This is a genomic window from Serratia sp. 506_PEND (assembly GCF_001076875.1).
GTDB lineage: Bacteria > Pseudomonadota > Gammaproteobacteria > Enterobacterales > Enterobacteriaceae > Serratia > Serratia marcescens.
Genome location: NZ_JVEL01000421.1, coordinates 16,215 through 31,089, shown reverse-complemented (window position 1 = coordinate 31,089; position 14,875 = coordinate 16,215). Strand labels below are relative to the sequence as shown.

16 protein-coding genes are annotated in these 14,875 nt (G+C 62.1%); 9 read left to right on the top strand and 7 right to left on the bottom strand.

Going from position 1 to position 14,875, the window contains the following annotated elements:
• The 4 genes from gsiB to ADK28_RS15985 form a co-directional block, all read right to left on the bottom strand.
• Window positions 1–1,495 (bottom strand): glutathione ABC transporter substrate-binding protein GsiB (gene gsiB / locus ADK28_RS16000; protein ID WP_048796074.1); only part of this gene is annotated, 1,495 nt, incomplete at its 3' end.
• A gap of 23 nt (window positions 1,496–1,518) precedes the next feature.
• Entirely contained in the window at window positions 1,519–3,393 is a 1,875-nt protein-coding gene (locus ADK28_RS15995) for a dipeptide ABC transporter ATP-binding protein (RefSeq protein ID WP_048796073.1), read from the bottom strand.
• A gap of 19 nt (window positions 3,394–3,412) precedes the next feature.
• Entirely contained in the window at window positions 3,413–4,369 is a 957-nt protein-coding gene (locus ADK28_RS15990) for an isoaspartyl peptidase/L-asparaginase family protein (RefSeq protein WP_015377209.1), read from the bottom strand.
• Between the two features lie 357 nt (window positions 4,370–4,726).
• Complete coding sequence (locus tag ADK28_RS15985; protein ID WP_016928462.1) at window positions 4,727–5,263, bottom strand: DUF924 family protein; 537 nt, start codon at window positions 5,261–5,263, stop codon at window positions 4,727–4,729.
• Window positions 5,264–5,420: 157 nt separating this feature from the next.
• Here ADK28_RS15985 and moeA point away from each other — a divergent pair, with 157 nt between their 5' ends.
• Complete coding sequence (moeA, locus tag ADK28_RS15980) at window positions 5,421–6,659, top strand: molybdopterin molybdotransferase MoeA (protein WP_033640888.1); 1,239 nt, start codon at window positions 5,421–5,423, stop codon at window positions 6,657–6,659.
• Between the two features lie 2 nt (window positions 6,660–6,661).
• Window positions 6,662–7,417, top strand: coding sequence for a molybdopterin-synthase adenylyltransferase MoeB (moeB, locus tag ADK28_RS15975; RefSeq protein ID WP_048796072.1), 756 nt, complete (start codon window positions 6,662–6,664; stop codon window positions 7,415–7,417).
• Between the two features lie 51 nt (window positions 7,418–7,468).
• On the opposite strand, the gene ADK28_RS15970 is transcribed toward moeB, so the two are convergent.
• Window positions 7,469–9,061, bottom strand: coding sequence for an ABC-F family ATPase (locus tag ADK28_RS15970; RefSeq protein ID WP_060444248.1), 1,593 nt, complete (start codon window positions 9,059–9,061; stop codon window positions 7,469–7,471).
• A gap of 181 nt (window positions 9,062–9,242) precedes the next feature.
• Here ADK28_RS15970 and ADK28_RS15965 point away from each other — a divergent pair, with 181 nt between their 5' ends.
• Together ADK28_RS15965 and ADK28_RS15960 are read left to right on the top strand one after the other, a co-directional pair.
• On the top strand, window positions 9,243–9,887 hold the full coding sequence (locus tag ADK28_RS15965) for a hypothetical protein (protein ID WP_065424615.1): 645 nt from the start codon (window positions 9,243–9,245) through the stop codon (window positions 9,885–9,887).
• Window positions 9,884–10,099 (top strand): hypothetical protein, encoded by a 216-nt coding sequence (locus ADK28_RS15960; RefSeq protein ID WP_025302132.1) that lies wholly within the window; start codon window positions 9,884–9,886, stop codon window positions 10,097–10,099. Before ADK28_RS15965 ends, ADK28_RS15960 begins: the two co-directional genes overlap by 4 nt.
• A gap of 86 nt (window positions 10,100–10,185) precedes the next feature.
• Here the strand turns inward: ADK28_RS15960 and ADK28_RS15955 are convergent, their stop codons facing one another.
• Window positions 10,186–11,097: an alpha/beta hydrolase family protein gene (locus tag ADK28_RS15955; RefSeq protein WP_065426222.1), complete on the bottom strand. Its 912-nt coding sequence runs from the start codon at window positions 11,095–11,097 to the stop codon at window positions 10,186–10,188.
• Between the two features lie 91 nt (window positions 11,098–11,188).
• Here ADK28_RS15955 and ADK28_RS15950 point away from each other — a divergent pair, with 91 nt between their 5' ends.
• Window positions 11,189–11,620, top strand: coding sequence for a hypothetical protein (locus ADK28_RS15950; RefSeq protein WP_033640893.1), 432 nt, complete (start codon window positions 11,189–11,191; stop codon window positions 11,618–11,620).
• Here ADK28_RS15950 and cynR read toward each other — a convergent pair.
• A complete protein-coding gene (gene cynR / locus ADK28_RS15945) occupies window positions 11,544–12,494 on the bottom strand; it encodes a transcriptional regulator CynR (protein ID WP_048796069.1) in 951 nt (316 codons plus the stop codon). The two genes, ADK28_RS15950 and cynR, sit on opposite strands and share 77 nt — an antisense overlap.
• 114 nt (window positions 12,495–12,608) lie before the next feature.
• Here cynR and ADK28_RS15940 point away from each other — a divergent pair, with 114 nt between their 5' ends.
• The 4 genes from ADK28_RS15940 (at window position 12,609) to ADK28_RS15925 (ending at window position 14,812) form a co-directional block, all read left to right on the top strand.
• Window positions 12,609–13,262, top strand: coding sequence for a carbonic anhydrase (locus ADK28_RS15940; RefSeq protein ID WP_016928470.1), 654 nt, complete (start codon window positions 12,609–12,611; stop codon window positions 13,260–13,262).
• 20 nt (window positions 13,263–13,282) lie between these two features.
• Entirely contained in the window at window positions 13,283–13,753 is a 471-nt protein-coding gene (cynS, locus tag ADK28_RS15935; RefSeq protein ID WP_025302127.1) for a cyanase, read from the top strand.
• A gap of 233 nt (window positions 13,754–13,986) precedes the next feature.
• Window positions 13,987–14,244 (top strand): YjhX family toxin, encoded by a 258-nt coding sequence (locus ADK28_RS15930; protein WP_004939031.1) that lies wholly within the window; start codon window positions 13,987–13,989, stop codon window positions 14,242–14,244.
• 61 nt (window positions 14,245–14,305) lie between these two features.
• Window positions 14,306–14,812 carry a GNAT family N-acetyltransferase gene (locus ADK28_RS15925; protein ID WP_048796068.1) on the top strand — a complete coding sequence of 169 codons (507 nt, stop codon included), beginning with the start codon at window positions 14,306–14,308 and terminating at the stop codon, window positions 14,810–14,812.
• Window positions 14,813–14,875 lie beyond the last annotated feature (63 nt).

Sequence of the window (14,875 nt, the reverse complement as noted above, 5' to 3'; positions counted from 1 at the left end):
GCATCACGTAGAAACCGCTCAGCTGTTTGCTGTTGGCCGACAACAGACGTTCGGTCGCCAGGAAGATCCAGGGCGCGTCGGCCCAGATGCGATCCTGCGCGTCCTGATACAATTTCTGCTTCTCGGCGCGATCGGTGGTCGCCAGCGCGTCGGTCAGATCCTTGTCCACCTGCGGATTGCTGTAGAACGCGGTGTTGAACTGCTTCGGCGGCGCCGCCTGGGTAGAGAACAGCGGCGACAGCGCCCAGTCCGCTTCCCCGGTCGAGGCCGACCAGCCGGTGTAGAAAAGCCGCACGCCGGTGTCTTTCACCCCGACGCTCTCCACCTGCGCCGCGCGCTGCCCGGCGTCCATCGCCGTCACCGTCACTTTCACCCCCACCTGCGCCAGCTGCTGCTGGGTGAACTGCAGCACTTTCTGCGCGGTGCTGTGGTTGTGGGAAGACCACAGCGTGGTGGTGAAGCCGTTCGGGTAGCCGGCCTCTTTCAGCAGCTCGCGCGCCTTGGCCGGATCGTACGGCCACGGCTTATAGCGGGCGGCGAAATCGATCGCCGGCGGCACCGGTCCTTCCGCCGGCACCGCGTAGCCGGCGAACGCCACCTTGATCAGCGCGTCCTTGTTAATCGCGTAGTTCAGCGCCTGGCGCACCTTCGGGTTGTCGAACGGCTTTTGAGTGACGTTCATGCTGATGTAACGCTGCAGGATCGACGGCGCGGCCACCACGTCCAGCTTGGCGTTGCCTTCCAGCACCTTGGCCTGCTCGTAAGGGATCGGGAAGGCGAAGGTCGCCTCGCCGGTCTGCAGCATCGCCGCGCGGGTGTTGTTATCCACCACCGGGCGCCAGGTGATGCTGTCGAGCTTCGGCAGCCCCGGCTGCCAGTAGCCGTCGAACTTCTTCACCTTGACGAAATCGGTCTGGTTCCAGGTCACGAACTGATACGGCCCGGTGCCCACCGGGTGGAAACCGATTTCCTTGCCGTATTGCTTCAGCGCCGCCGGGGAGATGATCACCGCCGCCGGATGCGCCAGGTTGTTGACGAACGCCGAGAACGGCGCCTTCAGCACGATCTTCACCGTATTGGCGTCCACCGCTTCGGTTTTGTCGATCATCTTGAACAGGTTGTAACGCTTGAGGTGGCTGTCCGGGTTGCTGGCGCGATCGAGGTTGATCTTCACCGCCTCGGCGTTGAATGCGGTGCCGTCGTGGAATTTAATGCCCTGGCGCAGTTTGACGGTATAGGTCAAGCCGTCTTTGCTGACCTCATAGCTGTCCGCCAGCACGTTCACCAGCTTCATGTCCTTGTCGAAGCCGAACAGCCCCTGATAGAAAGACTTGGCCACCGCCTGCGACAGCGTGTCGTTGGCGTCGTAGGGATCGAGGGTGGTGAAGTTGGAGGCCACGGCGATCACCGCGTCCTTCGCCGCCCAGACCGGGCCGGTTCCCGCCGCCAGCAGTACGGCGGCCAACAGCGCATTGCGTTTGAATGTGTGCTTCATGTCGCTTGTCTCTCCTGAGGTCTTTAAAAAGCACCGGCGATCGGGTGGCGGGCGACAAAGTGCCCGGCGCCAACCTGCACCAGCGGTGCGGTAACGGGTTCATCGCCCAGTGCGCGCACCGGGCTGGGGATCTCATCGGCCGGCAGCGGCTGCCGTTTGTGAGCATGTGCGGGATCGGCCACCGGCACCGCCGCCATCAGCTTGCGGGTATAGGGGTGCTGCGGATTGTCGAACACCGCCTGCCGCGGGCCGATCTCGACGATCTGCCCGAGGTACATCACCGCCACCCGGTGGCTGATGCGCTCCACCACCGCCATGTCGTGTGAAATGAACAGAAAAGCAATGCCGAACTCACGCTGCAGATCGAGCAGCAGATTGACGATCTGCGCCTGAATCGACACGTCCAGCGCCGAGACCGCCTCGTCGGCGATCACCACTTTCGGGTTCAGCGCCAACGCGCGCGCGATGCAGATGCGCTGACGCTGACCGCCGGAAAACTCGTGCGGATAGCGGCGCGCATGTTCCGGCAACAGGCCGACGCGTTCCAGCAGCCAGGCCACCCGCCGTTCCGCCTCGCGGCCGCGCATCACGTTATGCACCAGCAGCGGCTCCATGATGGAAAAACCGACCGTCAGGCGCGGATCGAGCGAGGCGTAAGGATCTTGAAAGATGAACTGAATATCGCGCCGCAGGTGCTGCAGCGCCGATCCCTTCAACCGATCGATTCGCCGCCCGGCGAAGGTAATGGTGCCGCTCTGGCTGTCCACCAGTTTCAGCAAAGAGCGCCCGGTGGTGGACTTGCCGCAGCCGGACTCGCCCACCAGCCCCAGCGTCTCGCCGGGGTAAAGATCGAAACTGACGTTTTCCACCGCGTGCACCCGGCGAGTGACCCGATTGAACAGCCCGCCGCGCAGATCAAAACGCGTGACCAAATGCTCCACCCGCAGGATCGGCGCAGCGTCTGGCGGCACGGTATCCTGCGGCGCGGCATCGCCCTCGCCATCCGCCAGCGGAAACTTCGCCGGCAGCGGCCGATCGGCCATCGCCCCCAGCTTCGGCACCGCCGCCAGCAGCGCCCGGGTATAGGCCTGTTGCGGCGCGGCGAACAGCTCGCGCACCCGATTTTGTTCCACCTGCTCACCGCGGCGCATCACCAGCACCCGGTCAGCGATCTCCGCCACCACGCCCATGTCGTGAGTGATGAAGATCACCCCCATCTGCATCTCCTGTTGCAGCACGCGGATCAGCTGCAGGATCTGCGCCTGAATGGTGACGTCGAGAGCGGTGGTGGGTTCATCGGCGATCAGCAACGCCGGCTTGCAGGAGAGCGCCATGGCGATCATCACCCGCTGGCGCATGCCGCCGGAAAGCTGATGCGGGTAGCGCCCCAGCACCTCTTTAGCCTCCGGAATGCGCACCAGGTCGAGCATGCGCAGCGCCTCCTGGCGCGCGCTGCGGTGGTCCATGCCCTGATGCAAACGCAGCGATTCGGCAATCTGCTCGCCGACCGGAAATACCGGGTTGAGCGAGGTCATCGGCTCCTGGAAGATCATCGCCATATCGGCGCCGCGCACCGTGCGCAGCGTGCGCTGCGAGGCGCGCGCCAAATCGAGCAGCGCGCCGTCGCGCCGGCGCAGCGTCATGGCGCCGCTGACGATACGCCCGCCGCCCTGCTCCACCAACCGCATCAGCCCCAGCGAAGTGACCGATTTGCCGGAGCCGGACTCACCGACGATCGCCAGCGTCTCGCCGCGATCGAGATCGAACGACAGGTTGCGCACCGCTTCCACGGCGCCGTCCGCTTGCGGAAAACGGATGCTCAGATCGCGCACCGCCAGCACCCGCTGCGGCGGCAATGACAACCCGTCGCCGGCGGGCCGGAATGAAACGTCGGTCATACACCCTCCCGGTGAACGCTTAGCGATAAATCCCGACGGACGGCGCATCGCCGACATAGCCAAAACCGCGGTACATCCCCTCGCTGTTGAACGGCAGCGCGATATTGCCGTGGCGATCGACGGCGATCATGCCGCCGCTGCCGCCCAGCGCCGGCAGCTTCTCCATCACCACCCGATCGCTGGCCTCTTGCAGGCTGAGCCCGCCGTATTCGATCAGGGCGGAGACGTCATAGGCCGCCACGCCGCGCATGAAAATTTCGCCGGTGCCGGTGCTGGAGACCGCCACGGTGGCGTTGTTGGCATAGCAACCGGCGCCGATGATCGGCGTGTCGCCCACCCGCCCGGCCTGCTTGTTGGTCATCCCGCCGGTGGAAGTGGCGGCGGCGAGGTTGCCCAGCGCATCCAGCGCCACCGCGCCGACGGTGCCGAATTTGCGATCGGGATCGAGCGGATCCCCGGCCTGCGCCGCGCCGTCGTGATCGAGCAAGACCCGCCCCTGCTCCGCCTGGGCGCGGTGCAGTTGATCAAAGCGTTCCTGGGTAAAGAAGAAGTCGGGAGTAACCATTTCCAGGCCGTGGGCGGCGGCAAACTTCTCGGCGCCTTCGGCGGCAAACAGCACGTGTTCGCTGTTTTCCAGCACCGCGCGCGCCGCCAGCACCGGGTTGCGGATATGGCTGACGCCGGCGACAGCGCCGGCGTCGCAGGTGCGGCCGTCCATCACGCAGGCGTCCAGTTCGTGGGTGCCCTGATGGGTAAACACCGAGCCTTTGCCGGCGTTGAACAGCGGGCATTCCTCCAGCAGCCGCACCGCTTCGGTCACCGCGTCCAGCGCGCTGCCGCCCTGTGCCAATACCGCCTGCCCGGCGGCCACGATCTCGGACAGCGCCTGGATATACTGCCGTTCTTTTTCCGCACTCAGCGCCGCCCGGGTAATTGCGCCCGCGCCGCCATGAATGGCAATCACTGGTTTGCTCATTTGCCTGACACCCTGTGTTAATCCCGCCGTTGCGCAGCGAATAAGCTGAACGCGGTATCATTATTATTCAGTCTTTTTCGACTCTATTTAGTCCTACAGTGGAAGTACAGCATAACGTCCACGCCCCGCTTTTAGCGTAGCGCGCTTAGACCATTTCGCACCTTGAAATAGCTTATTGGAATAAAAACAGCAGGTTATAAAAAGCGGCAAACCGCTGACAGTGCGGCTGGAATTATTGGTAATTTCGCGAGAGGAAATAGCGGTAGAGCGTAATGAAATAAACGTTCGCGCTGAGTCACGCTTATTGCGGCGCCCGGCCTGCTGTTTTTACCCGGCCGGGCGCAGATGATCCGACGATTAAAAACCCGATCCTGGCTGCTGTAAAAAGGCCTCTTCTTCCGGCGTGCTGGTGCGCCCCAATATCGCATTGCGATGCGGGTAGCGGCCGAAACGATCGATGATCGCCTTATGCCGCAGCTCGAACTCCAGCTGGTCGCCATTATTGAGCTCGGTATATAACACCAGCGCCTGCTGGTGGATCAGCGGCGATTCCGAATGCATGAACGGCAGATAAAGGAAGCCGCGCTGCTCGCGGCTCAGCCGTTCGCACTCCCCGCTGCGGATCGCCTCCTGTGCCAGGACCAGCGCCATGCCGTCGCAGGCGAATGACTGCGGCGTGCCGCGAAACAGGTTGCGGCTGAACTGATCGAGCACGATCACCTCCGCCAGGCGCCCTTCGATGGTGTCGCGCCAATGCGCCAGCTCCCCCGCCGCCGCCGCCCGCCAGATTTCGCCGAAACGGCTGTGCAGCAGACGATCGAAATCATCGTCCTTTTTGAACCACATGATCGGTTCGATCTCGTCGAACCAGAACTCGATAACCTGTTTATGCATCATGATCCTCCTCTGTTTTTCGCAGTTTATACCCGATCGCCCTGACGCCGCAGTGCGAAAGATGGCGGGCATAACCCGTTCTCCCCCCCGGCGTTCTCTGCCATAATACCCGCACTTTGTCGCTATCATTGCGCACCCTGATTACGGAGTTCCCCTTATGGATCATTGCCATACTTCCGATCTCATCTCCCTGGAGCAAGCGCTGGAAAAAATGCTCGGGCAGATCGCCCCGCTGCAACAGACCGAATCCGTCGCGCTGACCGCCGCCGCCGGCCGCATCACCGCCGCGCCGGTGGTCTCGCCGCTCGACGTGCCGCCGTTCGCCAACTCGGCGATGGACGGCTATGCGGTGCGCCTCGCCGATCTGGCGGCCAATGCGCCGCTGCCGGTCGCCGGGAAAGCTTTCGCCGGCGCGCCGTTCGACGGTGAATGGCCGGCCAACAGCTGCGTGCGCATCATGACCGGTGCGCCGATCCCGGCCGGGGCGGATGCGGTGATCATGCAGGAGCAGGCAGAAGTGAGCGAGCAGGGCGTGCGTTTTACCGCGCCGGCAGAAGCCGGCCAGAATATCCGTCTGGCGGGTGAAGACATTCGTCGAGGCGCGAGCGTGTTGCCGGCCGGCGTGAAGCTGGGCGCCGCGCAACTGCCGCTGCTGGCTTCGCTTGGGATCGCCGAAGTGCAGGTGATGCGTAAGCTGAAGGTCGCGGTGTTCTCCACCGGCGACGAGCTGCAGCCGGTCGGCCAGCCGCTGCAAGCGGGCCAAATCTACGACACTAACCGCTTCGCGGTGCGCCTGATGCTGGAGCAGCTGGGCTGTGAAGTGCTCGATCTCGGCATTATCCGCGACGATCGCGATGCGCTGCGCGACGCCTTCACACAGGCGAACAGCCAGGCCGACGTAGTGATCAGCAGCGGCGGCGTCTCAGTCGGCGAAGCCGACTACACCAAACAGATGCTCGATGAACTGGGCCAGGTCAGCTTCTGGAAGCTGGCGATCAAACCCGGCAAACCGTTCGCCTTCGGCAAACTGGGCCACGCCTGGTTCTGCGGCCTGCCGGGCAACCCGGTTTCCGCCGCCCTGACCTTCTACCAACTGGTGCAACCGCTGCTGGCGAAGCTGGCCGGCCACAGCGATTGGCGCCTGCCGCCGCGCCTGCGCGCCCGCGCGCTGACGCCGCTGAAGAAATCGCCGGGCCGCCTCGATTTCCAGCGCGGGGTGTTCAGCAGCAACGCCGCGGGCGAACTGGAGGTCAGCACTACCGGCCACCAGGGCTCGCACGTCTTCAGCTCCTACAGCCAGGGCAACTGTTTCATTGTGCTGGAGCGCGAACGCGGTTCGGTGGCGGTAGGCGAAACGGTGGAGATCGAGCCGTTCAACGCCCTGCTGAGGAGCTGAACATGTTGCCGGAATTGACCGACGCCGAAGCGCTGCGCTACAACCGCCAGATCGTGCTGCGCGGCTTTGACTTCGACGGCCAGGAGAAGCTGAAGGCCGCCCGCGTGCTGATCGCCGGGCTGGGCGGGCTGGGCTGCGCCGCCGCGCCATATCTGGCGGCGGCCGGCGTCGGCCATCTGGTGCTGGTGGATTTCGACACCGTCTCGCTCTCCAACCTGCAGCGCCAGATCCTGCACCGCGACGATCGCATCGGCCAGAGTAAAGTCAGCTCCGCCAGGCAGGAACTGAGCGCCATCAATCCGCATATCCGCATCGACGCCATCGACGGCCGTCTGGAAGATGACGCGGTCGCGGCAGAGATCGCCGCCAGCGATCTGGTGCTGGACTGCACCGACAACGTGGCGGCGCGCGACGCGCTGAACCGCCTGTGCCACGCACAGCGCAAACCGCTGGTTTCCGGCGCGGCGATCCGCATGGAAGGCCAGCTCAGCGTGTTCACCTATCAGCCGGGCGAACCCTGCTACCGCTGCCTGAGCCGGCTGTTCGGCGACAGCGCCCTCACCTGCGTAGAAGCGGGCGTGATGGCGCCGCTGGTCGGCACCATCGGCACCCTGCAGGCGATGGAAGCCATCAAGCTGCTGGCCGACTATGGTCAGCCGCTACGCGGCAAGTTGTTAATGTTCGATGCGATGAGCATGCAGTTCCGCGAAATGAAACTGCCGAAGGATCCGCACTGCGAAGTGTGCGGCGGGGAATGACGGATAAAAAAAGGGCGGGATAATTCCCGCCCTGATGCGTTGCCGCGAGGGTTATACGATGCCCTGGCTGCGCAGATAGTCTTCGTAGTTGCCGGTAAAGTCGATCACCTTGTTCGGGGTGATTTCCAGAATCCGGGTCGCCAGCGAGCTGACGAACTCACGGTCGTGGGAGACGAAGATCAGCGTGCCTTCGTACATCTCCAGCGCCATGTTCAGCGATTCGATGGATTCCATATCCAGGTGGTTGGTCGGTTCGTCCATCACCAGAATATTCGGGCGCTGCATCATCAGCTTGCCGAACAGCATGCGGCCCTTCTCACCACCGGACAGCACCTTCACGCGCTTCTTGATGTCGTCCTGGCTAAACAGCAAACGGCCCAGCACGCTGCGCACCGCCTGCTCGTCGTCTTTTTCCTGCTTCCACTGGCTCATCCAGTCGAACACGGTCAGGGTGTCGTCGAACTCGTATTCGTGATCCTGTGCGTAATAACCGATACGGGCGTTTTCCGACCACTTCACGGTGCCGCTGTCCGGCTGCGCGTCGCCCACCAGCGTTTTCAACAGGGTGGTTTTACCGATGCCGTTGGCGCCCAGCACCGCGACCTTCTCGCCCACTTCCACCATCAGGTTCAGCTTGTTGAACAGCGGGCCTTCGTCGAAGCCCTTGGTGAGCGCTTCCACTTCCAATGCGTTACGGAACAGCTTCTTGTCCTGCTCGAAACGGATGAACGGGTTCTGGCGGCTGGAGGCTTTCACCTCTTCCAGCTGGATCTTGTCGATCTGGCGGGCGCGCGAGGTGGCCTGCTTGGATTTGGAGGCGTTGGCGCTGAAGCGGCTGACGAACGACTGCAGCTCGCTGATCTGCGCTTTCTTCTTGGCGTTGTCCGCCATCAGACGCTCACGCGCCTGGGTGGCGGCGGTCATGTATTCGTCGTAGTTGCCCGGATAGACGCGCAGCTCGCCGTAGTCCAGATCCGCCATGTGGGTGCAGACCATGTTCAGGAAGTGACGGTCGTGCGAGATGATGATCATGGTGCTGTTGCGCTCGTTCAGCACCTGCTCCAGCCAACGAATGGTGTCGATGTCCAGGTTGTTGGTCGGTTCGTCGAGCAGCAGGATTTCCGGATCGGAGAACAGCGCCTGCGCCAGCAACACGCGCAGCTTGAAGCCCGGCGCGATTTCGCTCATCGGGCCATAGTGCTGTTCCACCGGAATGCCCACGCCGAGCAACAGTTCGCCGGCGCGCGCTTCGGCGGTATAACCGTCCATTTCGCCGTAGGCCACTTCCAGGTCGGCCACTTTATAGCCGTCTTCTTCGCTCATCTCCGCCATGGCGTAGATGCGATCGCGCTCTTCCTTCACCGCCCACAGTTCGGTGTGGCCCATGATCACGGTGTCCAGCACGCTGTACTGCTCGAAGGCGAACTGATCCTGACGCAGTTTACCCAGGCGCTCGTTCGGATCGAGGAACACGTTGCCGCCGCTCGGCGCCAGATCGCCGCCGAGGATTTTCATAAAGGTGGACTTGCCGCAGCCGTTGGCGCCGATCAGGCCGTAACGGTTGCCGCCGCCGAATTTAACAGAGATGTTTTCAAACAACGGCTTGCTGCCGAACTGCATGGTGATGTTGTTAGTGCTTAACACAGCGCTCGCTCTTTATACATAGGGAATGTGATTTGGCGCGCATTATGCCACAACGGGGTGCAGAGATCGCGGGAAGTTTCGGTGACATTTTGAGCGTCAGGCTGGTGCCGTTTGCCGGTGGGCATTGGCTTGCGTACAAAAAGTCTGCTAGATTCGGCGGTTCATATTGAAAAGGATTTCTATGAAAAGCGCAAAGCAGATAGCCAACGACATGGCGGATGCCGTAAACATTGACAGCAATTTAGTGCGCGGGTTTGCACAAGGTTTTATCAGCGTACCGGTCGATTTCTACTACCTGGGCTACGACTATATTGATACTGAAAACAGATGGTTAAACTCGCAAGATAAAGAGCGATTTATCAGACTCATCAAGTCAGGCCTGGCCAATAAAGCAAGCATCGAGAAAGTGGCTCATATCTTCATCGAAAACTTCGCCAGTAAGGTCAAGTTTGAAGATGTTAAGGACATGACCATAAGAACATCAGGCAAACTCATCGGCAAATTCGCCTTTAATCAGTTAGCCACCGCAAACATGGGATATATATTCTCTAAACAAATCATCCCACGGCTTGTCTCCGGTGTTGCCGTTGGCTCAATTCTCACCGCTGGGGCAAGCATATCGCGCTCTGTCTATACATCACGCGACTTGAGGGCAAGAAACTCACGGATGTATGATCAACTCAGACGCCTGGGAAACCTCGATCTGCTGTACTTTCTGTTAGAAAACAAAGTCCGACCATTCGAGGATGCCGTCTCGGTTTGGGAAAGAGATCGAAAGAAATTCAACCAAATTTGTCAGTACTTTTTTGCAAAGGTTAACGTATGAAGAACTTTATGCTGGCGGCTTTATCCAGAATTATTCAGGGCATTGGGTGCGGCGTTGTGGCCCTCTCGCTGTTAGCCATTGTCTGGTTCATGTTTTATTCCGACGATAGTTTTAAGTATCTGTGGGTTGCGACCTCCATAGCTGGAATTTTCTTAGGGTATTTCATTTTCAGGTTTGCGGTTAAAAAAATACACGACGGAAGCCCTGATTAAATAACATTGTGTTCAATTGAGCAGCAGATCACTCAGTCCAAAGAAACTCGCGTCAATTATTACATAGTTTGTCCTAATACCGACGCTCAGCGCAGCTGCTTCTCCAGCCATGCGCGCATATCCGCCAGCACCCGCGTCATTTCACTCTCGCCATTTTCGCGCCGCATCACATGATCCAATGCCGGATAATTCAGGTAAGTGATATTCGTTTTACCTGCGGCCCGCAGCTCGGCAACCATTTTCCCGACCGCCCCCGGTGAAACGGCGCGATCCTGGTCGCCCTGCGCGATCAGCACCGGCGTCTTGACGCTGCGTAGGGTGGCGAGCTGATCGATGTTCAGCATGCCATGCCACCAGCCATAGCCATGGTCACTGGCGTTCAGGGGGAACGGCGGCGCTGTCAGCACCTGCTGTAAAAATGCGTTCAGCCCGGCTTTCTCTTCTTTTGGCGCGTCGGCCACGCTGTGGCGCACGTCGTCGATAAACCAGCGTCCGCCGCCGCTGAACGCCAGGGTAGCGTCAACCAGGCCCGAGGAGGCCGTCACCAAACTGGCGATCACCGCCCCTTCGCTGCCCCCCAGCACCGCGACCTTTTGATAGCCGTTGCGCGCAATCACCGCCTGCAACACCCGGGTGACATCGCTCACCCGCCGCTTCGGCGTATCATGCTGCACGAAAGCGTCCGGGCAATCCTGCCGCGGCACCTCTTCGCGGTACGGCAAGGTGTCGTCGATGCCGTATTTCTCCACCGTCAGCAGGTCTGCGGCGGGTAACACCTGTCGCATCGGCGTGACCAGGCGGATATGCCGCACGCTGTTGCAATCCGAACCTTGCAGGATCACCAACAGCGCCGCCGACGATTGCCCGGGCACCGCAGCGTCCAGATAGTAATGAATACTCGAACCATCCTCCCGCGGCAGCGTCAGCGCTGCAGATTGCGCCATCGCCAGCCCGCTCCACAGCGCCAATACGCTCAGCATGCCTGTCGCCACTCTCATCACTTGCTCCTCTTCCCTGTTGCGTTCGGTTAATTCGTCTTTTCTGGTCTACGCTTCATGCCAATCACGTTTCTGACAGGGAAGCCTTACCATGCCACACCTCTATAACACCGCACTGCTGATCGGCGCCGCGCTGAGCGCCATCGCCGCCCTGCTGCATATTTGGGTGATCGCCGCCGGGCCGCGCGGCTATCGGCTGTGCGGCGCCGGCGATCGCTTCATTAAGGCGGCGGAAGCGGGTAAAAAGTTCCCGGCCGTCGTCACCGCCGGTATCGCGCTGGTGCTGTTTATTTGGGCGCTGTACGCGCTGTCCGGCGCGGGCCTGATCGCGCCGCTGCCGCTGCTGCGGCCCGCGCTGTTTATCATCACCTTTATCTATCTGCTGCGCGGCGTCGCCGGCCCTTTCGCCCTGCGCGATACCGGCCGCAGCCAGCGTTTTATCGTCGTCAGCTCGCTGATTTGCCTCGGCTTCGGGCTGGTGCATCTGCTGGGGATGACGCAGCGCTGGGGGGCGTTGGCGTAACGCCCTGTTGCTGCAAGACGGCGATAAACGCCTGCGCGGCGGCGCTGCGGTAAGCGTCTTTACGCTGCAGCAACACCGCCTGCCGAGCCGGCATGGCGTTGGCCAACGCCACTTTTTTCAACTGCCGGTTCTCGCGCGCAATGGCGGCCGGCAGCAGCGTGGCGAGCTGCCCGCGCTGCACGATCTCGACGATGGCGCCCAGCGCATTGGCCTCCACCGCCACCTGCGGCCGAAAACCGAGCTGCGTGCAGTAGCGATCGATAAACTGCCGCGTGGCGAAGTCGCCGCTCAGCAAGGCCAGCGGCAGATGTTGCCACTCCGCCAGCGTCAGCGGCCGACGCCGCGCCGCCAGGGGATGATCGGCGCCGACCATCAGCTCCAGCGTCTCGCTGAACAACGGCATGGCTTCTACCTCCGCCGACTGCGCCATCTCGAAGGCAATCCCCAGATCCAACCTATCCTGCGCCAGCAGCGCCTCGATCCGCTCCTGGGCCATCTCCTCAATGCTCAGCGTAATCCCCGGGTAGCGGCGGTAGAACGCATCGATCGCCGGCCCCACCAGATAGGCGGTGAACGTCGGGGTCATCGCCAGCCGCAAATGGCCGCGCGCCAACGTCGCTACGTCATGGATCGCCCGCGCGCCGGCGTCCAGATCCTGCAGCGCCAGCCGCGCATAACGCATCCAGGCCTCACCGGCGTCGGTCAGGCGCACGGCTCTGCCGCTGCGATCGAACAACGGCGCTCCCAGCGTATCCTCCAACTGTTTGATCTGTTGGGAGAGCGTCGGTTGCGAGACGTGCAGCGCTTCGGCGGCGCGGGTGAAGTTGCCCTGTTCGGCAACGGCCAGAAAATAACGGATGTGTCGCAGCAGCATAGCGCCCCAGCTATTAGTAAAACCTATAGCCGACATTATAAATGGGTCTTAGACCCTATAGCCAGAAGCGTTCATCATGCCGCCATCGCATAACGACACCCAATGGAGAAACGGATGAAAGAGGTGATTGAAGGCTTCCTAAAGTTCCAGCGCGAAGCCTTTGTTGAACGCACGGCGCTGTTTCAGCGGCTGGCGACCCGCCAAAACCCGCGCACCCTGTTTATCTCGTGTTCCGACAGCCGCCTGGTGCCGGAGCTGGTCACCCAGCGCGAGCCGGGCGATCTGTTTGTGATCCGCAACGCCGGTAACATCGTGCCTTCTTTCGGCCCCGAACCCGGCGGGGTGACCGCCTCGGTCGAGTACGCCGTCGCCGCGCTGGGCGTGGAAGATATCGTGATCTGCGGCCACTCCGACTGCGGCGCGATGACCGCCATCGCCACCTGCCAGTGCCTGGATCACCTGCCGACGGTGGCCGGCTGGCTGCGTTACGCCGATTCCGCCAAGGCGGTCAATCAGGCTTATCCGCATGCCTCCGACGAGGCGCGGGTCGCGTCGATGGTGCGCGAGAACGTCATCGCCCAGCTCAACAACATCAAAACGCACCCTTCCGTCGCCCTGGCGCTGGATCAGGGCCGCCTGGCGCTGCACGGCTGGGTCTATGACATCGCCAGCGGCGCTATCGAGGCGCTGGACGGCGAAACCCGCCGCTTCGTGCCGCTCGCTACCCATCCCGAGGTGACCGCCACCCCGGCGATCGCCCGTTTTTAAGCCGACAATAAGGAGCTAACATGACACACTCTCTGCACAACGCCGCCCCGCGCGAAGCGCTCACCGACACCATCATGGCCGCCAAGATCCGCCATAACCTGACGTTCGAAGCGCTGGCCGAGGGCACCGGCCTCAGCCTGGCGTTTGTCACCGCCGCCCTGCTGGGGCAGCACGCGCTGCCGGAACCGGCGGCGCGCACGGTGGCGGCCAAGCTGGGGCTGGACGAAGAGGCGGTGCTGCTGCTGCAAACCATCCCGCTGCGCGGCAGCATTCCCGGCGGCGTGCCGACCGATCCGACCATTTATCGCTTCTATGAAATGCTGCAGGTCTACGGCTCCACGTTGAAAGCGCTGGTGCACGAGCAGTTTGGCGACGGCATCATCAGCGCCATCAACTTCAAGCTGGATATCAAGAAGGTCGCCGATCCGGACGGCGGCGAACGCGCGGTGATCACCCTGGACGGCAAATACCTGCCGACCAAGCCTTTCTGATTGGCCTTGCGCCGGCGGCCCGCGCTGCCGGCAAATTGACAGCCAACCGGCCATTGGCTACATTAACTGCGCTGAAACGCCGCCCTGGCGTTTTTCACTGCCCGAGGCCTGTATGTTGGAGATTGTAACCACCCGATAGTCGCTTCCTTGTCGTATGGCGAGGGACTCTGACGTATCCGACGCGCGTTTGCGCGGGGATGCGCGTATCTGGGGTTATTACAGGATCTCCCAACATGAACATTTCCAAAGCGGAACAACGCGTGCTGCACGTGTTGGCCAAAGGCGGCTATATCGCCTTCACCCGCAACGACGCCGGTCGCGTCACCCACGTCGAATGCTACACCCGCGAAGGGCTCGGCCTGGCCGACTGCTCGCTGGCCGTTTTCACCAAGCTCAAAACCAAACGCCTGATCCTCTCTCGCCAGGGGCGCCCTTATCGCGTCACCTTCGCCGGGCTCAAGGCCGTGCGGGCGCAGCTGGACAACCGTTAATCATCGATACCGGCCGGGCAGGCAGTCCGGTCGGTTCAGCGTTTTTAATCAGGATACAACCATGAACATCACGTTACGCCACGAAACGCCGGCCGACGTCGGCGCCATCACCACCCTGACCGCCGCCGCGTTCCTGCACGCCGAGCACAGCAGCCACACCGAGCAGTTTATCGTCAATACGCTGCGCGCGGCGGGAGCCCTCACTCTGTCGCTGGTCGCCGAGCAAAATGGCACACCGATCGGGCACGCGTCCGTCTCGCCGGTCGTGCTCAGCAACGGCGCCGCCGGTTGGTACGGGCTGGCGCCAGTATCGGTGCTGCCGGCCTGTCAGAACTTGGGGATCGGCAGCCGGCTGATCCGCCAGCTATTGGCCGAACTGCAAGAACGGCATGCCGCAGGCTGCGTGGTGCTGGGCGATCCGAATTATTACGGCCGTTTCGGCTTCCAGGCGCAAAGCGCGCTGACCCTGCCGGGCGTGCCGCAAGACTACTTCCGCGCCATCGCCTTCCAGGGCGCGCTGCCGTGCGCGGAGGTCGCCTTCCACAACGCGTTTAACGCCGACGCATAACTCTGTTGCCGGCGCCGTCATGGCGCCGGTTTTCAGTCCCGTTCGCCATAACGCAAGACGGTC